The following is a 20,299-nucleotide window of genomic DNA, read 5'->3' as shown; positions in this document are numbered from 1 at the left end:
CCGGTCTGACTCCATCCATCCGGAAGATGATCGCCCCTACTTGCCCGATGGGCCCGATATCTTTCACGCCTCTCTCTGAGAAAGGTCGAACGAGCCGGAGCATCTCGGCGCTGATCGGTCCCCGCTGTGGCCTGTGCCCTGAAGCGGTTTGTCCCGGCCATCGACTCGCATGCCTGCCGTTTCAGATGAGATGCTCCAGGAAGACCATGACGGTCATGGTGGTGATGCCGGTCACGATCAGGTCGACGGCCCATCGCAGGTTGCGGTTCTTCATGTGCGCGACCCGGGCGATCTGGAGCGCGTTGGTGGCCAGGAACAGGTCGTACTCCCTTGCCTCGGCGCTCATCTGCTCGATCAGGTCCTGGGGCGTGGGTGCCTTGGCGTATTCGAGGACCTTCGCTCCGCCGCGTCCGGCGGAGAGCGGGCGGATGGTGATGAGGATCAGCACGACCGCCGCGGTCAGCAGGATCAACGCCGCGATGACGCCGAAGCGCCCAAGGCCGGGGAACCGGGCAGGGCCGGTGAGGATGAGCGTGACGAGCGCGCCGTACGCGACACCCGCCCAGGACAGCAGGAGTCCTGCTCTTCGCTCGCTGGCGCTGATCAGTTCGGCGCGGGCCGAGGTGACGGCGGCGTCGAGCCGTTCCCTGAGGAACGGGGACATGGACACGGGTTGGGCATCGCTGTCGTCTCCGGAGCGGGCGCCAGAGGCGGCTGGATCGTGGTTCATGGCGGGCCCTTTCCGCGAGGTCGAGGAGCGGGATGACCGGTTGGCGCGCGATGCGGCCGGTACGTCGAGCGTTCGGCGATGCAGTCGTAAGTGGAGAAGGTTGGGAGGTAGATGCCCAGGTGGGCGTGTCGGAGAAGGTGCCTTTGCCTGTTACGGACTCTTCTGTCGGCGGGATTTTGTGGAGCGCGGGGGCTTCAGGCCGCGGTGCCGGCCCGACGACGGCTCAGCACCGCCGCGATGGGCAGGGACGCGGCCAGACCGCTCAGCAGGACAGCCGCGAGTGCTCCCAGGATGGCCGGCTCGTTGCCGAAGGCGAGACCGACGGCGGCGAGCGCCGGCCCCGCGTTGCGGACAGCCGCGACTCCGCCCATGGTGGTACGGCGTGCCCATGGTCCGGTGGCCAGGGCCGTGCCGAGAGCGAATGCGACGATGGCGAAGACGAAGCCCGCGAGCAGGCTGAGTGAGCCGATCAGCGCGACGACGTCACGCCAGTTGCCGACGAGCATGCCCGCCAGCACCACGAGGAACGTCACGTTCGACACTGCCGCGGTCACAGGGTGCCAGGCTTGTGCCGTGGACGGCGCGTAGTGGCGCACGGTCAGTCCGACGGCGAACGGCACGAGCTGGAGGACCGCCACGGTCAGCATCAGCGTCGCGACGTCGAGTGAGACCCCACCACCCACGTTCGCGGCTCTGAGGATGACGTTCGCCGTCGGACCGAAGGTGATGCTGCCGATGGCGGCCAGCAGCACCTGCATCGCCGCACCCGCGACCACGTCGCCGTTCTGCACCATGCCGAGTTTCGCCCCGAACGGGCCGCCAGGTGAGGACGCGACCAGGAGCAGCGCGATGAACGATGCCGCAGGCAAGCCGAACAGCGCCGCGACACCCCAGCCGAGGAGCGGGACGAACACCAGGTTGGCCAGGAGTACCAGCAGGAGCAGCGGAAGGTTCGCGAAGACGGCGCGCAGCGCCGGCAACGTCGCGCCAAGGCCGGCGGCGAACATGGTGGCCGCTATGAAGATGACGGTCACGGCGTTGAACAGCAGTTGCAGCGTGTTCATGTGGATCCCCGGTCCTGTGCCGGAGCGGCGTGGCCGCGCTCAGTCCGTGAGGTCGCCGAGCCAGCGCAGTGCGGTCAGTCCTGGCATGAAGCAGTATTCGCCGCCGCGCGTGACGACGAATCGCGGCAGCGAGAGCAGGCGTCGCCGTACGGGACGCCGGGGGACGGTGAAGTCACCGGAGCCGTCGTGGGAGCCGACGACGGGATCTTTCGCGTCGCCCGCGCCGAAGAAGACGCCGTCGTTCATCCATTCGGACTGGACGAACTCGAACTGCCGCCCCAGGTGCGCCCCGATGAAGGCGAACATCAGCCCGCGGTCGGCCCCGTCGTCTTCCAGGACGCCCTCGGGCAGCGGCGGGCCGTACGCGGTGCCGCGCCTGATCATGCGGTGCAGCCGCGGCACGCCGGCCACCGCCGCGTCCCGGGGGTTGCCGCGGCGGACGTGGCTGCCGCCTGGAGTGGTGAAGCCGACCGGATCGTCCTGCTCGAACAGGAAGGTGTTGTTGCGGTGCGGGTCGGCTCCGAGGCCGGGATCGTCGTGCAGCGGGCTGAGCGCCAGCGGCGCGCCGCTGTGCCAGCGGCCCATGATCTTCGCTGCCAGCAGTTCCTCGGCCTCGGGGTCGGTGGCGTTGTCCTTCAGGTACCGCCGGAACAGGGCGACGCGCTGGTGGAGCTTGCGGAAGACCGCGTAGGAGCCGTTGCGTCCGAGCACCTCGGGCTTCGGCGTCTGGATGCCGCCGAGCTCGTCGGGGTAGCCGAGCACGAATTCGCCGGCCTTGAGCGGCGCCTCCAGCTTGTTGGATCCGGCGATGCCGCTTCCCTCGACGGCCGGATGGCTGATGCCGTCGCGGTAGCCGAAGGGTTCGGTCTCGGTGGGCAGTGCGTGGCAGTTCTGGCGCCAGATCGCCGTCACACCGGGGAGGGCCTGGTAAGCCGGTCGGGCACGGTCGATGGCCGTCTCCAACCGCGCGCTGTCAGGGGCGAGTGCCACCAGGACCACGTGGACGTCAGGCGTGCCGAGCGGGGGCTCCCAGTTCGTGGGACTGCTCTCGCCGACGTCGCCCAGCGCGGTGGCCCGTGCGGCCATGCCCTGCCGGAACTCCCACGCGAAGCTGTCCAGCGATTCCCCGGGAACGCCGAGCGCCTTGAGGCCGTGGTAGGTGAGCGCGACGCTGACCCAGGTCTCACCCAGCGGGCTCACCGGGTCGGCGGCCGAGGTCACCACGGCGCCGGCGCGCCGCATCAGCTCCCGCCCACGGTCGCGGTCGTCGATGCGGAACAGGATGTAGGTCGCCGCGTATGGTGACGGCCGTGGGCTGAGGACCCCGCGCTGGATGTCGTCGAGTTCGAGCTTGACGTGGGTTTGCTCGCTCACCGCGACCTCGCCTCCTACGGCGCTACTTCACTGAGACGATGTTGTTCCAGAAGGTGCGCAGGCTCTCGTCGACGCCGAACAGCGAGCTGAAGATCGTGGTGTCGGCGAAGATCACGTCGCCTGCCCGGTCACCGCTGGGCGGCATCCACAGGAACATGTTGAACTCGGTGTTTCCCGCCTCGGTGAAGGGATGCGGCCTGGACATGTCGATCGGCTGTCTGCCCAGCACGTGGATGAGGTCCGGGTCGTCGGTGGTCACGGCATAGTGCGGCAGGTGCATGTGGAAGTTGAAGCTGGACACGCCTTCCAGCCACCCCTTGGTGTCCAGGTCCCTGGCGATGGACAGAGGGGCGCTCTTGTTCCCTTCCGTCACCGCCGGACGCAGACCGTAGCGGTTCTCAACGGGCACCCCCAGGCCTGCCATCAGCGATCGGGTGTACCTGCCGAAGCGTTGCTGGCGGGGCACCAGCGCGTCACCGTGGTGGTGATACTCGATGTCGCGCACCGCCATGTCGTCCGATGCGCCGACGTCGTGATGCGGTCCCAGGGCCAGGCAGGTTCCTTCACGGGTGAGGAAGTCGCGTACGGCCTCGATCTCCTCGGGCGAGGCGTCCTGCCCGGTGATCATGTGATCCAGTCCCCACACGAACAGGGTGTCGGTGTCGGCCAGCACTCGCTCGTCCAGGGGGGTGTGGAATCCGGCCTGGTCGACGCGTTGGTACACGGGCACGGGGTATCCGGTGGTCTCCTGGACGAACTGCTGGAAGGGCAGCCAGCCCCAGAAGAACAGCTCCAGCCCGCCCGCGATGCCTTGCTGGAACCGCAGCGGATCCGACCATTTCGGGTCCTCGTAGGCCGGCCAGGTCACGCGGCGCACTTCGGTCATCGTGGAGAACCGGTTGTCCAGCTCGGCTGGGTTCCTGCCCGCCTCGGCCGGATAGCTCCATGCGACGTAGATGCTCAACCGCCGCCGGCCGGGGATGTACTGGCGAGGTACGTGGTTCTGGTTGTAGGTGCGCGCCGTTCTGAATTCGCTCATCTCGTCTCCGGGTGGCGCTGGCGGCTGTCACTGCAGCTGGTCGAGCATCTCCGACATGGCGCTCTTGATCCGCAGAGCTTTCTTGATCTCGTCGGCGGTGTAGTACGGATACTCGCCGTACTCGATGAAGCTCGGGCAGTGATGCTCGCGGACGAATTTGATGAACGCTTCGGGGTTAATCTTCCAGTCCTCGGGGAAGCCTTCGAGGTTCTCGAAGGCCGTACTCACCCCAGACTTGGTGAACAGCGCGATGGCGTCCTCGGTGTACTTGTCGAAGTCGGTGTCGAAGATCCCCTGATACATGAAGCGCGTGTCGTCGTCGAAGAGCACCCAGCGCAGGTAGTGCAGCTTGAGCGGCGCGAGGAGATACGGATCGCCTTCCAGCGCCTTGGCGAGCGTGTTGCCGTACTCTCGCATGGCATCGGCCCGGCCCGGTTTGACATTCGCGACGATGGTGAACCCGTAACACGCCGGGGTGCGCGGGTAGACGGGGCCGTACTTCCCTTGCTCCAGATGGTCGGTCTCCTTCGGGATGACGACCGCCTGCGGCTTGATCTCCATGGCCGTCCCTCTCCGTCGTCAAGCTCAATGGGGGAGAGGCCGAAAGTGGCCCGATTGGGAGAATTATCCCATAATGCGGTGTCTGTCACCATCGTTGCGCGGCTTCGGGAGGCGCTCCTACCTCTGCCACGCGCGGACGTAGTCCACCACCATGCGTCCCACCGACCCCGACGCGGGAGGCCTCCCGGCGTACACGAAGTTGCTCACCACCAGGTTGACCGGGCCCGCAGGCGTGCCCGACGCGTGACACACCCGTTCCCCGTCGACGTAGAAGTCCGTCCCCGACTCGCGGATGTCGGCACCATAGACGTGCATGCCGGCGCTCGGATCGAAGCGGGGCGTGTGGATGCACCCGTCGTCGCTGTCCCAGTGCCAGGTGAGATACAGGTGCCGGCGGTTGTCGGAGAAGTACTCGAAGACGTCCGTCTCGGTCCGCTGCTCGTTGTCGGCCGACTGCCAGGTCCAGAACGACGGCCAGAACCCCGGAGGCGAGGGAAGCGTCGCCCTGATCTCGACGTACCCGTACCGGAAGGTGTAGCCCTCGGGCCCGGTGGAGGTGATCAGGCAGCTGGACCATCCGTACCAGTTCCCGGACTGGGACCGGATGCTGTCGGGCCTGGCCGTGATGGTCAGCGCTCCGCCGGCCACGGAGCAGTTTCCGGGATGGTCGAACCCCAGTTGCTTGCTGTCCGGATTGCCGGTGCCGTACGGCTCGTCGGACCAGTCGGACTCGGCCGTCGAGCGATGCTCCCACTTGGACCCGTCAACAGCCGATCCATCGAATTCGTCCCGGAACGTGAGCGTCCATCGCCCGCCGGGCCCGACGGGCTCGACGTCTCCGGGGACCGTGCGCTCGGCAGAACTCATGGTGAGGGCCGACATCACTGCCAGGAATCGTATGAACCACATGGTTCCCGCCTTTCTCTGGCGAATCATTGATTCGCCGCCTGAAGTGGAAACCTGTGTCGACAGTGTCCGGGTGGTCTGTTTGCCGTTCGCACAAGTAGGTGCGCACCTCTTTGGCCTGCGGGTATTGGTCTTTAGCGGCCGATTGGCAGCAATGCGGACGTCCTTCAGCACGTCTGCCGCTTCCGGGTCGGCGGGGGTGAAGATGAAGATCGAGCGCCTTCAGCGGTGACGCGCGACCTTCGAGCCCAGCCAGCCGGTCATCTGGTCGATCCGGTAGTACAGCCGCGGCGGGACGTGCGAAAGCAGCCGGGAGTGCCGCCGGCCGAGCAGCGCGTACATCTGTGACGGTGGCAGGTTGATGTAGCGCGGGAGGTTCTCGTACCACCGGGCGCTGAAGCGGGCCTCTCGCTGGATGGACAGGATCGCGGCTTTGCGTTCCTTCTCGTAGCGGGCGAGGGCGGGCTGGAGCCGCGTGTCTCCGTGCAGCGCGGTGACCAGGAAGGCGGCGTCCCCCATCGCGAGGGCGGTGCCCGCCCCGATGGAGTAGTGCGTGGTGTGCGCGGCGTCCCCGAGCAGGACGAGGTTGTCGTGGTACCACGTCCGGTTGGTCAGGGTGCGGAAGTTCAGCCAGTGCGCGCTGCCGTCGGCCTGCGCCCGGCCGATCAGCGGGTGCCCGTCCAGCAGGTCGGCGAAGAGCTTCTCCAGCAGGGCCAGGCTGTCGGCCTCGTTCGCCTGGTCGAGCCCGAGTCCCCTCCAGGTAGTGGGGGAGCACTCGATGACGCAGGTGCTGTGGTCCTTGCTGAAGCCGTAGCCGTAGCACCAGATCCAGCCGTGCGGGGTCTCGACGAAGGCGAAGGTGAAGGAGTCGAAGATCTTGGTGGTGCCGACCCACATGTAGGTGTTCCGCCCGACCGCGACCTCGGAGCCGAAGTGGTCGGCGTGGCGCTCGCGCAGCACGCTGTTGGCGCCGTCGCCGGCGACGACGAGGTCGGCCTCGGCCAGCTCGTTCGCGTCGGCGATCTCGCGCTCGAACTCGATGCGCACGCCGAGGGAGCGGGCCCGCTCGGCGAGGATGCCGAGCAGCCGGTGCCGGCCGATGCCGAAGCCCTCGTCCCCGTGCTGGACGGTTACCGTCGTGCGGTCGTGGACGTGCACGACCCAGCCGTCCCAGCGGACCGAGCTCTCGCTGATGGCGCGCGCGGACTCGGGGTCGGTGCTGTGGAGACTGTTGCGCACGTTGTCCCAGTAGGTCACGCCCCAGCCATATGTCGACCCGGCTGGGTGGCGTTCGTAGACGGTGATGTCATGGGACGGGTCCACCCGCTTCATCATGATCGAGAAGTACAGGCTGGCGGGTCCGCCACCGACGCAGGCGACTTTCACACTGGCTCCCGTAGTAACGTAATGTAATCAATTAGGAGCATAGAGTAGCAGATGGTGCACGTCGGGACGGTCTCCCCCCTGCTGAGCAGCCGGTCAGGAGATGGCCAATGGGTCCGGCTCGCGCGGCGCGGCCTTTGGATCGCGTCAGGCCGTCACGTGTTGGTCGCGCCGCGGGCGATGAGCCCGAGCACCTCGAGCTCCCTGCGGCTCAGCGTCTGTTGTTCCGGTGTGCGCACCCCGTGCGTCACGCCAGCACCTCCACGTAGCCGTCGGAGCCGTTCACCCTGATGAGCTGGCCGTCGCGGATGCGGGTCGTGGCGCCCTCGACGCCGACCACGGCGGGCAGGCCGTACTCTCGTGCGATCACGGCTCCGTGGGTCATCACGCCTCCCACCTCCAGCACGACGCCCTTCACCGAGACGAACAGCGGCGACCAGCTCGGGTCGGAGTAGACCGTGACGAGGATGTCGCCCTCCCGCACGTCGGCGTCCTCCAGGTTCATGACGACCCTGGCGCGGCCCTCGACCACGCCTGACGACACCGCGATGCCCGCGAGGGCGCCTTCGGGCAGGGCGCCCGTGTCGTACTCGCCGGAGATCACCTCGCCGTCCGAGGTCATCACGCGCGGCGGGGTGAGCTTCTGGTACCCCTCGAAGGCGTCCCGCCGCTCGGTGATGACCGTGTGGTCGAGCCGCCCGGTCCGCACCACCTCCCTGAACTCCTCCAGGGACAGGAAGTACGCCTCCTCCGGGCTCTCGAGCAGGCCCTGGGCGACCAGCTTTCTCGCCTCCTCCATCAGCGCCCGCTTGTAGAGCCCGTAGCGCTGCAGGCAGGCGTGCTTGGAGTACTCCCGGTAGCCGATGAAGTGGCGCAGCCGGCTCATGTGCTTCGCCGCCTTCTTCGCCTTCCGCCCGCTGAGGCGGGACAGGAGCTCGGTCATCGTGCGCTCGGCTTCGAGGCGTCCCTGCTCGATCTTGGCCTGGCGGGCTCCCGGCGGGAAGTTCTTGACGTTGCCGAGGATGATCGGGACGAGCAGCGTCGGGTCCTCGCTCCACCGCGTCCTGGTGATGTCGATGTCGCCGGAGCAGTGCATGCCGTACTTGTGCAGGTAGTCCTCGATGGCGCGGCGCACGCGGTCGCCGCCGTCCAGTCCGGCCATGCCGTCGAAGAAGGTGTCCCGCTCGGCCCGCTCCAGGTAGGCGGCCATCGCTGGGCACTGCCGTACGACGTCGGCGACGTCCAGCAGCTCGAGCCCCATGGCGGCCACGACGTTGTGGTCGGCGGACTGGGCGATGGCGTCGGCGGCGTTCTTCACACCCAGCCACGCCTGCATGTGCTTGTTGACCCAGTTCGCCGACTGGATGCCGAGGAACGCGGCCGCCACGCTCCGCGGCTCGAACATGATGTCGGTCAGCTCGCGGTGGTCCTCGAAGATGAACGCGAAGACGTCGTCGCCCGACCTGCCGGCGATCGCCTGCCGCAGGGCCTCGACGGACCGCTCGTTCTGTGCGATGAGTTCGGGGACGACGCGCGGGTCGTCCTCCCTGGCGAGTTTGAGGTACTGCCGGGCCATCGGCAGCGGGCCGCCCTTGCCGAAGTTCATCACCGACGCCTTGCCGCGCGCCAGCGAGCGGGCGAAGTCCTTCCTGCTCATCACCGTGCGCAGGGCATTGGCCATCAGGACGTCCACCTGGCCCAGGCTCTTCAGGGTGACCGCCCTGGTCATGGGGGAGGAGAGCTCGTGGGACATGTCCTTGTAGAACCGGCCGCCCGCGACGCTCATCGGCGGGCGGCCCAGGCACTCGTCCAGGAGGAGGAAGAACGACAGGCCGAGGGGGGTGAAGGCGTCGGTCATCATCTGCCGGTGACCGTACGACATGTAGACGTGGTTCTTGCCGTCGTGGGTGACGGGCACCGGGTAGAGCGTGGTGATGGGGCGGCTCTGGAGAACGTGGAACACGCCGCCGTCCAGGCCCCATTCGATGTCCTGGGGACTGCCGAAATGGGCCTCGATCCGCCGCCCGAGGCGTTCGAGCTGCAGGATCTGCTCGTCGCTCAGGGTCTGCGCGTTCTGGCGGGCGGTCTCGACGGGCCGCTCCCTGGTGCCGCCGTCCGGCGCGGCGTAGAGCTCCTTGGTCTGGGTGGAGACGTGCCGCTCGACGACGCGGCCTGCCTTCACCCGGTAGGTGTCGGCGTTGACCAGCCCGGAGACCAGCGCCTCCCCGAGGCCGAACCCCGCGTCGATGGACACCACCGTGCGGTTGGACGTGACGGGGTCGGCGGTGAACATGATGCCGGCCGCCACGGGGAAGACCATCCGCTGGACGGCCACCGACACCATGACGGCGCGATGGTCGAAACCGCTCCTGATGCGGTACGCCACGGCGCGGTCGGTGAACAGCGACGCCCAGCATCGCCTGACGTCACGGACCACGTCGGCGGGCCCTCGGACGTTCAGATAGGTGTCCTGCTGCCCAGCGAAGGAGTTCGACGGCAGGTCCTCGGCGGTGGCGCTGGACCGTACCGCGTAGGCCACGCCGTCGTCGAGCCGCGCGACGATGTCCCGCTCGAGCTCGCCTGGTATCGGCAGGCCCTCGATGGCCGCGCGCAGGTGCGCGCACGCGCCGGCGATCGCCGTCCGGTCGTCGGCCCGCAGGCCGGACAGCCCGTCGATGAGCCGGCTGATCGCGGGGTCCCGCTCCACCGCCGCCCGGTAGGCCTCGGTGGTGACACAGAACCCGTCGGGCACCCGGACCCCGTCGATCGAGGACAGCTCTCCGAGGTTGGCTCCCTTCCCTCCGACCACGGTGAGCAGGGTCTTGTCGATCTCGTGGAAACCGAGCACGTAGGCACTCATGGCTGACTCCCTTCCGCCTAGATACAATACAGAACAGTGCTGTATTGTAAATATATGACCGCGAAGATCTGCCTCATCACCGGAGCCTCATCGGGGATCGGCCGCGCCACCGCGCTGGAGCTCGCGCGGGCCGGCCACATCGTGTACGGCGCGGCCCGCCGCGTTCACCAGGTGCCCGGCGGCCACGCCCTCGCCATGGACGTCACGAACCCGGCCGAGGTCGAGCGCGCCGTGCGCACGGTCCTGGACGAGCAGCACCGCATCGACGTCCTCGTCAACAACGCCGGGATCGGGCTGTACGGAGCCGTCGAGGACGTGTCGCTCGACAGGGCGCGCCACCTGTTCGACGTCAACCTCTTCGGGGTGGCGCACCTGACCAGGCTGGTGCTGCCGCACATGAGGGCGCGGGGCTCGGGCTCGATCGTCAACGTCTCGTCGATCGCCGGCGAGATCTCGCTGCCGCTCGGCGGCTGGTACCACGCCTCCAAGCACGCGCTCGAGGCGCTCACGGACTCGCTCCGCCAGGAGGTCGAGGCGTTCGGCATCGACGTGGCGCTCATCCAGCCCGGACTCATCAAGACGGAGTTCGAGCAGGACATCCGCGAGATCTCGGGGCGCGGCGCCTACCGCGACCTCGCGCAGGCGATGGCGCGGCGGGCGGAGGCCTCGACGGGAGGCTCGGATCCCGCCGTGGTCGCGACGGCCATCAGGAAGGCGGTCGAGTCCACGCATCCCAAGCCGCGTCATCCGGTCGGCCACCTGGCCAGGACCGTCCTGTGGCTCAACAGGCTCCTGCCCGACCGGGCCTTCGACAGGCTGGTCACGAAGAGGTGAGGAAGACCGGCGCCCGTCGAGCCCCAGGGCGGCCGCGCAGCCAGGAGGCCGACTCCGCCATCCTCTCCGCCGCTCTCGATCTGATGATCGAGCGCGGCGCGGGCCGTACGAGCATCGAACAGGTCGCCCAGCGCGCCGGGGTGACCAGGGCCACCGTCTACCGGAGGTTCCCCGACAAGACCACCCTGCTGATCCAGGCGATCGAAGCCGAGCATCGCGACCACGACCCCGGCGCCCCGGACTGGCCCGACCTCTCCCTGATGGTGCACGACATGGCGAGCTATCTCAGCAGGCCGCGGCATCGTCGCATGCTGCGCCGCCTCTACGGCGCGGTGGACGACCACCCCGAGCTCCTCCGGTCCTACCGCGACTCCCAGGGCGGCCGCAGGGCTTCGGCCGAACTCGCCACGCTGGCGCGGGCCCGCGACGAGGGACGGCTCCCGCCGGACACGAACCCGGAGATCCTCCAGCAGATCCTCAACGGCGCGATCCTCCACCATCTCGGCGCCTATCCGGACACCGTGACCGCCGCCGACATCAGCGCCTTCTTCATCGCCGTTCTGAAACAGACCGGATACGACCAGGGCCGTCAGCGGGCCGCGAGGTGACCGTCCCGTACGGCGGGCGGCGCGGCCACGGCTTCCCGTCGGCCGGCAGAGGTGCAGTCCGCTGTAGTGTGCGCGGTCCTGGTGTCCGTCAGACTGGGCGGCATGCGCGATCGAACCAGACAAATGTGGCGCGGAGGTCAGTATCTTCTGATTGGCCTTCCGGCGGCGATGGCCACCATGGTCGTCCTGCCGCTGCTGGCCATCGGGGTCCTGACCACGGCATTCGGTGGGCTCGGGCTGGTGGTGTTCCCTCCGATGATGATGGGCCTGCGCCGGTGGGCCGAGTGGCATCGGCGTCGGGCGGCCGCGCTGCTGGGCGTGTCGCTGCCGCCGCGGCGGACGAGCCTCGCCAAGGGGATCCGCGCGCGGTGGAAGCAGGTGCTCGACCGGGAGAGCAGGCGCGACCTCCTGTGGGCGCTGCAACACGTGGCGATCGGCCTGCCCGCCGGGCTACTCGCGCTGTTCTGCGTGGGCACGACTGTCGCCACGCTGGTCGGCGCCCCGCTGTGGTGGCTGTTCCCTGAGGGTGACCCGCTGCGGTTGCTGCTGTCCATGCCGGTGCGCAGCTGGGAGAGCGCGTTCGCCATGGGCGGCGCGCAGATCGCCCTCACGGGGGCGCTGGCCTGGTGGGCGCTGCCGCGTGTGTCGCGCTTCCACGCGCGCCACTGCATGACGGCGCTGGAGCCCTCGGTGGAGGACCAGCTCACCGAGCGCGTCGACGAGCTGACCGAGAGCAGGGCGGGCGTGCTCGACGCCCACGGCGCCGAGCTCCGCCGTATCGAACGGGATCTGCACGACGGCACCCAGGCCAGGCTCGTGTCCATCGCGATGCGGCTGGGCGTGGCGAGGGAGGCGCTCGACGACGACACGGGAACGGTTGCCGCCCTGCTCAAGGAGGCCCACGAGGGAACCGAGGAGGCCATGACCGAGCTGCGCGACGTGATCCGCACGATGTATCCGCCCATCCTCGCCGACCGCGGCCTCGAAGGCGCGATCGCGGCGGTGGCCGCGCGCGCGGGCGTCACCACCGAGGTGGAGCTCGGCCCGCTCGGCAGACTGCCCGCGGCCGTCGAGGCCGCCGCATACTTCATCGTGGCCGAGTCCCTCACCAACGCCGCCAAGCACAGCGGCGCGACCCGCGCGCTGGTACGGCTGAGCAGGCATGACGACAGGCTGCTCGTCGAGGTCACCGACGACGGGATCGGCGGGGTGGACGAGAGCCGCGGCACCGGCATCGTCGGCATCAGGCGCAGGGCGGCCGCGCTCGACGGCACCGTGCTCGTCCAGAGCCCGGCGGGCGGGCCGACCGCGATCACGGTGGAGTTGCCGTGCGCGTCGTGATCGCCGAGGACAACGTGCTGCTCTCGGCCGGTCTCGAGCTGCTGCTCGGCACCAAGGGCATCGAGGTGGCCGCTGTCGTCACCGACGGCCCAGGCCTGATGGAAGCCGTCGAACGGCACGAGCCCGATGCCGTGATCGCCGACGTACGGCTGCCGCCCTCGTTCCGCGACGAGGGGATCAGGGCCGCGCTGGAGGTACGGCAGGCAAACTCCGGCATGCCGGTCCTCGTCCTGTCGCAGTACGTCGAGAAGGTGTACGCCCGCGAGCTCCTGTCGGACGGCAAGGGCGGCGTCGGCTACCTGCTGAAGGACAGGGTGAGCAGGGTCGGCGAGTTCGTCGACGGCCTGCGCAGGGTCGCCGAGGGCGGCACGGTCATGGACCCCGAGGTCATCGCCCAGCTCATGGCGGGCACCGGAAAGAACGCCATCGACGCGCTCACCAACCGCGAGCGGGAGGTGCTCGCGCTGATGGCGGAGGGGCTCGGCAACACCGAGCTCGGCAAGCGGCTGTTCATCACGGACAACGCCGTGCACAAGCACATCGGCAACATCTTCGCCAAGCTCGGCCTGCCGGTGGCCGACGGCGGACATCGCAGGGTCCTGGCCGTGCTCGCCTTCCTCAACAGCCAGCCGTGACGGGAGGCAGGAAAACGGAAGCGAGGCCCGCATCGGGATGCGGGCCTCGCTCAGAACCTTCTACGGTTGTCAGTAGTCCGGGATCTCCTCGGTGTCGAGGAACGGCGTGTACTCCGTGTCGCTGGGCGGCGTGAGCTCGCTCTGCTCCCATGGCGAGTCGAGCGACCTGGCCCTCGGGTCGGCCTCGGCGCGCTCACGTCTGGCCGCCGCGTCGGCGTCGGCCCGCTCGCGCCTGGCCGCCGCGTCGGCGTCGGCCCGCTCGCGCCTGGCCTTCGCCTCGGCGTCGGCCCGCTCGCGCCTGGCCTTCGCCTCGGCGTCGGCCCGGCGGCGCTTGGCCTCGTCGTCCTGCTCGCGCCTGGAATCGGCGCGGTTGTCCCTGCCCTCGGCTCGCTTGTGCCTGTCGTCATGGTCGCGCCTCACCCCGCCGCGCGCCGGCTTGTCGGGCTTGGGGATCTCGCGCTTGGGCCGGTCGGCGTCGGGCCTGCGCCGATCGGCTCTGGACCGGTCGTCTTCCCTGGGCCGCTCCTGCCTCGGCCTTTCGACCGTCGGCGGGCTGATCCTGGGCGGCTCCGCCCTCGGCGGGCTGACCCTGGGCGGCTCGACCATGGGCGGTTCGGCAGTCGGCGGTTCGATCGTGGGCGGCTCGGCCTTCGGTGTGACGGCCTCGCGCCTCGCCAGCCCGAACGGGTAGTCCTCGACCTCGCCGCTGTCGGCCCATCCCGTCGGCTGCTCCACCCCGGCTGACGTGGCGGCCATGCGGAGGCGCAGCCACGTGCTCCCCGGCACGACTGTGGATGGAACGTTCCAGGTCAGCCTCTCGAAGTCGGCTCCGTGCTCGACCTGCGCGTGCGCCCTCTCCTCCGCGTCGAACCTGCCGTTGCGGTCGAAGTCGATCCACCCCGCCAGCTCGGCGGCCGAACGGGCCCGCACGGGGACGATCAGCGAGTACGTGGTGGCGTTGCCCTGCAGCCCCAGGCTGGTGCCCTGCGGCAACGCGTCGTCGGTGTCGGAGTTCTGCCGCAGTGCTCGCGGATCGAAGCTCAGCGTGTCGACGTTGTCGGCCGTCGTGTCCTGGCCGATGAAGGCGTCGGTGATGGTGTGGGTGGCGGCGCCGTACGAGGTCGGCGCGTCGGAGTCGTCCTCGTACAGCGACAGCTTGAAGGCGCCCCACAGGTGCGCGCCGCCCGCGTCGCCCAGCGTGCGCACGTTGCGGGCGCGCAACCTGATCGTGAACGAGGTGATGGTGCCGTTCACCTGGACGGTCCCGCAGGTGTAGACCACACCGCAGGTGGTGGGGGTGGTCCTGGTGACCCGCTCGGGCGCGATCGTGGTGTCTGTGACGACGTATCCGGGGAATCCGGCCGCGTTGGAGAACCTGGGCATGGTGGGCGCCCCACCGACCAGCTCCACTCCGGCCCAGTAGTCGTCGCGCCTGCCGAAGGCGTCCTCGGCCGCGCCCCCGGTGCCGAACACGTGCAGGCGCGGGTCGCGCACCGGCCTGGAGAAGGTGAACGTCAGCTCGGCGACGTCACTCCAGCCGTTGACGTTGACCCTGAAGTCCTCGTAACGGTCGATGATTCCCGCGTCCGCCTTGGCGTTGACGGGGCTCAGGTACTCGTCGGCCGGAGCCGCGGGATCGGAAGGCGACACCCTGGCGGAACCCACCCGGGTCCCGTTGAGCATCGTCTTGCGTATGGTGACCAGCACGCCGGACGGGGTGTCGCCCGTGGCCTCGGTCGATGAGTTGATGAACGCCGCAGGCGATCCGCCGGCGTAGGCGAGGGGAACGATTCCCGCCGCCCCGACGAATGCCGCGGTCACACTGGCGAGGACTACACGCACAACCAATTTCGATCCCCTGTTCTTCTCACCCAGGTCTTAGGAAAAATCAAGCGGACTTGCGCACCTGGCTCACCAAGCCACGGGTGACCCGCCTCGCGGCGAAGTCACAGCCGTGGACGAACCGCATGGCGGGGCCGAACGTGGCGGCCGCCGCGAGCCCGACCAGGTAGAGCCCTGTCATCGGGGTCTCGAAGGTCCTCGACAGCCGCGGCGTCGGGCCCGCCGAGCGGATGCGTCGCCGCACGTTCGGGTCGAGGATGTCGATTCTCCCTACGTCCACCTGGTAGCCGGTCGCGGCGATCACGTGCTCGGTCTCGAGCGTTTCGACCTTGCCCTGGCCGGTGGTCAGGTGCAGCCGTACGCCCCCGCGATGGTCGGCGCCCGCCAGCCGCACGCCCAGCGTCACGGGAACGGCGCCGTCGAAGCGCTCCCTGAGCCACCACGAGCCCGCGGGTCCCAGCGTGGTGCGCACGATGTGGTTGCGGGCCCCCTTCGGCAGGTACCTGACGGTGCCTGGCATCTCGGCCCACACAAGGGACCGCCACCCCGAGCCGAGCCCCGAGCGTGGGGCCAGCGTGCGGGAGATGATCGAGCGCTGGCCGCTGGGTGTGGCGTTCCAGACCAGCGACCTGGTCCTGGCGACGATGCGAGGCTTGGCGCCCGCCTCCACGAGCAGCGTCGCGGTCTCGAGCGCCGACTGGCCCGCGCCCAGGACGGCCACGTGCTTGCCGGCGAAGGCCGACAGGTCGTGGTGGTCGGAGCTGTGCGACGACACCTCGGGCGGCAGCTCGGCCAGCGCGGTCGGCCGGTATGCGAACGGCAGGAAACCGAGTGCGAGCACGACGGTCCTGGCCCGCACGCGGGCACCGGACGACAGGGCGACGGTGTACAGCCCGCCCTCTGTGCCGATCTCGGTCACCGTCGACTCGTCGAGCGCGTCCCTGACCGTCTGCTCGCGGAACCACTTGCCGTAGGCGACGAACGTCTCCAACGGGATGGGCTCGCCGTAGGAGTAGCGGCGGAAGGCGTCGAGACCGTACCGCCGGTCGGGATCGCCCAGATGGGAGGCGTCCGGCTCGGATTTCAGCAGCATTCCGCGTGGCATGTGCCATTCCCATGCTCGCATGGGCTGCCCGAAAACACGCGCTTCGAGCCCGGCTGCGAGCGCGTGGGCGGCCACCGAGAGTCCATAGGGACCTGCGCCCACAATTGCCACGTCTATGACCGGCGTCTCCAAAACTTCCCCTCCTGTTCGTAGGTACACAAAAGCCTATTTCCGGCCCCTCGCCAGGCGAGTAAAGGCACGCTTTATCGACTGTCTAACCATTGCCACGAAGGGCCAGAAATCGTCCCCAGATAGCCAGGCGAGCTCGTCGGCGTCGCGCATGGCACGCAGCCACGCGGAGCACGTTCGTTCGCGTCCGACGCGGAACGCGGGATACACGTCGTAGTTCTCGACGAGGAAGGTGCGCCCGTGGAGGGCGCGGCTGGCGATCGCCCGCCGTCCCGACAGATGCAGGTGCATGGCGCGGACGAGATCGACGCCGCGACTGTCGCCGAACAGCCGGAACTGCGCGCCGAGACGCGGATTGAAGTCGAGAAGGTAGTACACGTCCTCGTCGGTGTTGTAACGGAAGTCGATGTCCAGGACGCCTCGGTAGCCGAGCGCGGCCGCCATCGTGTTGGCCACGTCCTCGATCGTGGGATTGGGCAGCGCCCTGCCGTACGTGGTCAGTCCTGCGCCGGGCGGGTAGGCGCGCTCCTTCCTTCCCGTGCCGCTGAACAGGCAGGTGGAGCCCTGGTCGTAGTAGCCGTGGAAGAACCAGTCGGACGCGGGTCCTCCGGGTACGAAGCGCTGCAGGAGCAGGTCGCAGTCGCCGCCGTGGTCGAGAAGTCCGACGGCGTCCTCGGGCTGGTGGATCAGACTGGTGTTGCGCAGGCCGGAATCGCGGGGGAGCAGCCACGGCTGCGCCCACTTGGCCACCAGCGGGAGGCCGAGGTCGGTGACGGCGGAGGTGATCTCGTCCTCGCGGGTCACGATGCGGGTCTCGGGGTGCGCCACGCCGAGAGAGGCGCACAAGGTCGAGAGCCTGGCCTTGTCGGCGAGCGAGCGGGGCAGCCCCGGCGCCTGGTCGGGCAGCAGGAAGTAGGGGCGCAGCTCGGTGGTGTGCTCGGCGACCGCGATGGCGCCGGCGTCGTCCATGGCGACGAGCACGGCCTTGCGCCCGATCCGCTCGGCCACCGAGGTCAGCGTCTCGACGATTCCCCCTCTCTGCGGCCAGGTGTACATACGGCTGAGATATTTCGACCGGGAGACCGGCGCGTGCCTGCCCTCGATGAGCCCGTGCACTTCCACGCCGGCTCTGCCGAGCGAGCGAATGGCACCGAGTGTCCCGTGATGAAAGATATTGTCGTCCCGCCGCAGCACCAGTGCGGGAACGGTTGAATCGAGCATGTTCTGCGTTCCACTCCAAAAATCAAATGCCTCATCTCGGGCATTCCCTGCAACTCGCGGGCTGGATATTGGTCATCTCAGTGACTTGGGTATATAGGGTGAGACCTGAGACGACATATGGGGACGTGCGTAATGACCGCCAAAAAGGGATACGTTCGCTGCCTTTTCGCGATAGTCGCGGGATCGGCTGCTGTGGCGTGGTTCACCACGGGCACGCGGGTCAACGGTGCGCCGCGCGAGGAGCCCGCGCGAAAGCCCGCCGCGCTCGGTGTTTTCCTCTCCTCCGACGGACGGGGCCCCGCCAGGTTGCCCGGTTTCGAGTCCTGGCTGGGCACCCAGGTGACCGTCGGGCGCACCTATCTGCCGGGGGAGATCTGGGGGTCCCTGGAGGGCCCCGGCTTCATCCTCGATCCGTGGACTCGCTGGCGCGCCGCCAAGCCGGGCCGGATCCTGGCGCTGAACGTGCCGATGATCACCCCGAACGAGAGTGAGATGCCGGACTCCGATGTGTCCGTGCTGCTCCGCGCGGGCGCGAACGGCGCGTTCGACCCGTTCTACGAGCGCCTGGCGCAGAAGCTGGTGGCCGCCGGCGCGGGCGACACCATCATCGTGCTCGGCTGGGAGATGAACGGCAGCACCTACTCCCACCGGTGCAGCCCCGATCCGGCGGCGTGGCAGAGCTACTGGCGGCGCATCGTCACGGCGATGCGCGCGACGCCGGGGCAGCGATTCCGCTTCGACTTCGCGCCGGCCCGCGGGCACGACGCGATCGCGTGGACGAGGTGCTACCCGGGCGACGACGTGGTCGACATCATCGGCATGGACAACTACGACCTCGGCCCTGGGACGGACTTCTCCGACTACGTGGAGCAGCCGTACGGGCTGCAGGCGCAGGCCGACTTCGCGAAGGCGCACGGGAAGCCCATCTCGTTCCCCGAGTGGGGGCTCTTCGACTACGGAGACCGCCCCGAGTACGTGCGGCAGATGCTCGACTGGATCGCCGAGCACGACGTGGTGTATCACTCGATCTCCGACTACTGTCCGCACGGTGTCTGGCAGTGCTCGTCGAACCCGCGCTCGTCGGCGCTGTTCCGCAAGCGGTTGCGGCCGCAGGCGCCCGTGACGCCCACGCCGCCGGTAGCGACGCCGTCGCCGTCGACGCCGAGCCCGCTCGGAACGGCTTCCGGCACACCGACGCCGCCCTCCGCCAAGCCGGAGACGCCGAGCTCGGTCGCGACGACCCCGTCGACGACGGCCCCGTCGACCGCGGCGCCGTTCATTCCGCCCGCGGGTACGACGGTCACGCTGGCGCCGTTCATCACGGCGCCGTACACGCCGACGCCTTTCACGCCCGCACCGCTGACGCCCAAGCCGTTCACGCCGACGCCTGCGGCGCCGGTCCTCGCGGCACAGGCGCAGGTCGCCGACAAGCCCGCGGTCCCGAAGCCGATGCCGGCGCCGCCGCCCACCCCGCCCGCGGCGGCGGCCGCGGTGGCTCCCGCCAGCGCGGTCCCGAAGCCGGTGCCCGCGCCGCCGCCCACCCCGCCGGCGGCGGCCGGGGCGGTCAAGCCCACCAGCCGCAAGGTGTGCTCGGCGAGCTCGCCGAAGGCGACCGCGACGTCGAACGAGGCGGATCGCGCCGCGGCGGCGCGCCCCTCGGCCGCCGCGAGCCCCGGCTGCGCGAACCGGAAGAGCAAGGCCTCGGCGAGTGCCAAGACGTCTTCGGCCGGTACGGCGGCGCCCGTGCCCTCGCCGACCACCTCGGTCAAGCCGGGCACGTCGTAGACGACCAGCGACCGCCCCGTGGCCATGGCCTCGAGGGCGGTCAACGGCAGCCCCTCCCAGCGTGAGGGGAGGACCACCACGTCGGCGGCGGCGTACCAGGGGCGGGCGTCGGCCACGGCGCCCACGAACTGGACGCCGGGGGTGTCCAGTGAGCGCAGCTCGTCGAACAGGTCGCCGTCGCCCACGATCGCGAGCCTGGCCTCCCCGCACCTCTCCATGACCAGTTCCCACGCCGACAGCAGCAGGTCCTGCCCCTTCTGGCGGGTGATCCTGCCGACGCACACGGCCAGCGGGGCCGACCAGAGGACGCCGTGGCGCTCCCGCGCGGTGGCCCGCTCCTCCTTGTCTGCGGGGTGGAACCGGCGCAGGTCCACGCCGTTGCGCACGACCACCAGGTTGCCCCGCACGCCGTTCTGCTGGGCGAGCACCGACTCTCCCTCGCCCACGCACACGAGCAGGTCCGCCCAGCGTGCGGCACGGCGCTCCCACGCCAGCGCGGCCCTGGCGACCGGGCCGCGGGCGGCCAGCCACGACCAGCCGTGGGGCTGGAAGAGGGTGGGTATCCTGCCGCGGATCGCGGCCCTGCCGACCAGCCCCGCCTTCGCCGAGTGCAGGTGCACCGCGTCCGGCCCGAACGCGGCGATCAGCCGGCCGAGCCGCCGGATCGCGGCTAGGTCACGCGGGCCGGGCGACCGCCCCACGGGCCAGTCGAGCCACGGGACCTCCAGCTCGGCCAGCCGCTCGCGCAGCGGTCCCTCCTCTGGGCACGCGACCGCGACCTGCCAGCCGCGCCGCACCTGGTCCGCCGCCACCGCGGCCACGTAGGCGCCCACGCCGCCGTCCACGGGCTGCGTCACGTGCAGGACCCGTGGGCTCACCTGA

General features: G+C 69.4%; 16 protein-coding genes. 4 read left to right on the top strand and 12 right to left on the bottom strand.

Annotated elements, in window-relative coordinates:
* Positions 1–181: 181 nt before the first annotated feature.
* The 8 genes from AB0B45_RS44295 to rph form a co-directional block, all read right to left on the bottom strand.
* Positions 182–664 carry a Pycsar system effector family protein gene (locus AB0B45_RS44295; RefSeq protein WP_358143861.1) on the bottom strand — a complete coding sequence of 161 codons (483 nt, stop codon included), beginning with the start codon at positions 662–664 and terminating at the stop codon, positions 182–184.
* 260 nt (positions 665–924) lie between these two features.
* Positions 925–1,794 (bottom strand): bile acid:sodium symporter, encoded by an 870-nt coding sequence (locus tag AB0B45_RS44290; protein ID WP_358143859.1) that lies wholly within the window; start codon positions 1,792–1,794, stop codon positions 925–927.
* A 39-nt stretch (positions 1,795–1,833) separates the two neighbouring features.
* Positions 1,834–3,168 carry a peroxidase gene (locus tag AB0B45_RS44285; RefSeq protein ID WP_358143858.1) on the bottom strand — a complete coding sequence of 445 codons (1,335 nt, stop codon included), beginning with the start codon at positions 3,166–3,168 and terminating at the stop codon, positions 1,834–1,836.
* A 22-nt stretch (positions 3,169–3,190) separates the two neighbouring features.
* Positions 3,191–4,207, bottom strand: coding sequence for a hypothetical protein (locus AB0B45_RS44280; RefSeq protein WP_358143857.1), 1,017 nt, complete (start codon positions 4,205–4,207; stop codon positions 3,191–3,193).
* Positions 4,208–4,234: 27 nt separating this feature from the next.
* Positions 4,235–4,768, bottom strand: coding sequence for a hypothetical protein (locus AB0B45_RS44275; protein ID WP_358143855.1), 534 nt, complete (start codon positions 4,766–4,768; stop codon positions 4,235–4,237).
* A 117-nt stretch (positions 4,769–4,885) separates the two neighbouring features.
* Complete coding sequence (locus tag AB0B45_RS44270) at positions 4,886–5,677, bottom strand: glycoside hydrolase family 16 protein (RefSeq protein WP_358143854.1); 792 nt, start codon at positions 5,675–5,677, stop codon at positions 4,886–4,888.
* Positions 5,678–5,896: 219 nt separating this feature from the next.
* Positions 5,897–7,060 carry an FAD-dependent monooxygenase gene (locus AB0B45_RS44265; protein WP_358143852.1) on the bottom strand — a complete coding sequence of 388 codons (1,164 nt, stop codon included), beginning with the start codon at positions 7,058–7,060 and terminating at the stop codon, positions 5,897–5,899.
* A gap of 244 nt (positions 7,061–7,304) precedes the next feature.
* Positions 7,305–9,917, bottom strand: coding sequence for a rifamycin-inactivating phosphotransferase (gene rph, locus AB0B45_RS44260; protein WP_358143851.1), 2,613 nt, complete (start codon positions 9,915–9,917; stop codon positions 7,305–7,307).
* A 54-nt stretch (positions 9,918–9,971) separates the two neighbouring features.
* On the opposite strand from rph, the gene AB0B45_RS44255 reads away from it, so the two are divergent.
* The 4 genes from AB0B45_RS44255 to AB0B45_RS44240 all read left to right on the top strand — a co-directional run bounded on the left by AB0B45_RS44255 (position 9,972) and on the right by AB0B45_RS44240 (position 13,335).
* Positions 9,972–10,751, top strand: coding sequence for an oxidoreductase (locus AB0B45_RS44255; RefSeq protein ID WP_358143849.1), 780 nt, complete (start codon positions 9,972–9,974; stop codon positions 10,749–10,751).
* Positions 10,748–11,359, top strand: coding sequence for a TetR/AcrR family transcriptional regulator (locus tag AB0B45_RS44250; RefSeq protein WP_358143848.1), 612 nt, complete (start codon positions 10,748–10,750; stop codon positions 11,357–11,359). Before AB0B45_RS44255 ends, AB0B45_RS44250 begins: the two co-directional genes overlap by 4 nt.
* A gap of 102 nt (positions 11,360–11,461) precedes the next feature.
* Complete coding sequence (locus AB0B45_RS44245; protein WP_358143846.1) at positions 11,462–12,700, top strand: sensor domain-containing protein; 1,239 nt, start codon at positions 11,462–11,464, stop codon at positions 12,698–12,700.
* Positions 12,688–13,335: a response regulator transcription factor gene (locus AB0B45_RS44240; protein ID WP_358143845.1), complete on the top strand. Its 648-nt coding sequence runs from the start codon at positions 12,688–12,690 to the stop codon at positions 13,333–13,335. The genes AB0B45_RS44245 and AB0B45_RS44240 overlap by 13 nt, the downstream gene beginning before the upstream one ends.
* 69 nt (positions 13,336–13,404) lie before the next feature.
* Here AB0B45_RS44240 and AB0B45_RS44235 read toward each other — a convergent pair whose 3' ends face one another.
* The 4 genes from AB0B45_RS44235 to AB0B45_RS44220 form a co-directional block, all read right to left on the bottom strand.
* A complete protein-coding gene (locus AB0B45_RS44235) occupies positions 13,405–15,156 on the bottom strand; it encodes a GEVED domain-containing protein (RefSeq protein WP_358143843.1) in 1,752 nt (583 codons plus the stop codon).
* 67 nt (positions 15,157–15,223) lie between these two features.
* A complete protein-coding gene (locus AB0B45_RS44230; protein ID WP_358143927.1) occupies positions 15,224–16,384 on the bottom strand; it encodes an NAD(P)-binding domain-containing protein in 1,161 nt (386 codons plus the stop codon).
* Between the two features lie 63 nt (positions 16,385–16,447).
* Positions 16,448–17,533 (bottom strand): ATP-grasp domain-containing protein, encoded by a 1,086-nt coding sequence (locus tag AB0B45_RS44225; RefSeq protein ID WP_358143842.1) that lies wholly within the window; start codon positions 17,531–17,533, stop codon positions 16,448–16,450.
* A gap of 1,133 nt (positions 17,534–18,666) precedes the next feature.
* Positions 18,667–20,295: a glycosyltransferase gene (locus AB0B45_RS44220; protein ID WP_358143841.1), complete on the bottom strand. Its 1,629-nt coding sequence runs from the start codon at positions 20,293–20,295 to the stop codon at positions 18,667–18,669.
* Positions 20,296–20,299 lie beyond the last annotated feature (4 nt).

This window comes from Nonomuraea sp. NPDC049152, assembly GCF_040648355.1.
Lineage (GTDB): Bacteria > Actinomycetota > Actinomycetes > Streptosporangiales > Streptosporangiaceae > Nonomuraea.
This window is presented reverse-complemented; position numbering and strand designations above follow the sequence as displayed.

Coding starts and splice junctions, on each gene's coding strand:
- AB0B45_RS44270 (WP_358143854.1), bottom strand. CDS start 5,677: ATGTGGTTCATACGATTCCTGGCAGTGATGTCGGCCCTCACCATGAGT.
- AB0B45_RS44245 (WP_358143846.1), top strand. CDS start 11,462: ATGCGCGATCGAACCAGACAAATGTGGCGCGGAGGTCAGTATCTTCTG.
- AB0B45_RS44295 (WP_358143861.1), bottom strand. CDS start 664: ATGTCCCCGTTCCTCAGGGAACGGCTCGACGCCGCCGTCACCTCGGCC.
- rph (WP_358143851.1), bottom strand. CDS start 9,917: ATGAGTGCCTACGTGCTCGGTTTCCACGAGATCGACAAGACCCTGCTC.
- AB0B45_RS44290 (WP_358143859.1), bottom strand. CDS start 1,794: ATGAACACGCTGCAACTGCTGTTCAACGCCGTGACCGTCATCTTCATA.
- AB0B45_RS44280 (WP_358143857.1), bottom strand. CDS start 4,207: ATGAGCGAATTCAGAACGGCGCGCACCTACAACCAGAACCACGTACCT.
- AB0B45_RS44275 (WP_358143855.1), bottom strand. CDS start 4,768: ATGGAGATCAAGCCGCAGGCGGTCGTCATCCCGAAGGAGACCGACCAT.
- AB0B45_RS44255 (WP_358143849.1), top strand. CDS start 9,972: ATGACCGCGAAGATCTGCCTCATCACCGGAGCCTCATCGGGGATCGGC.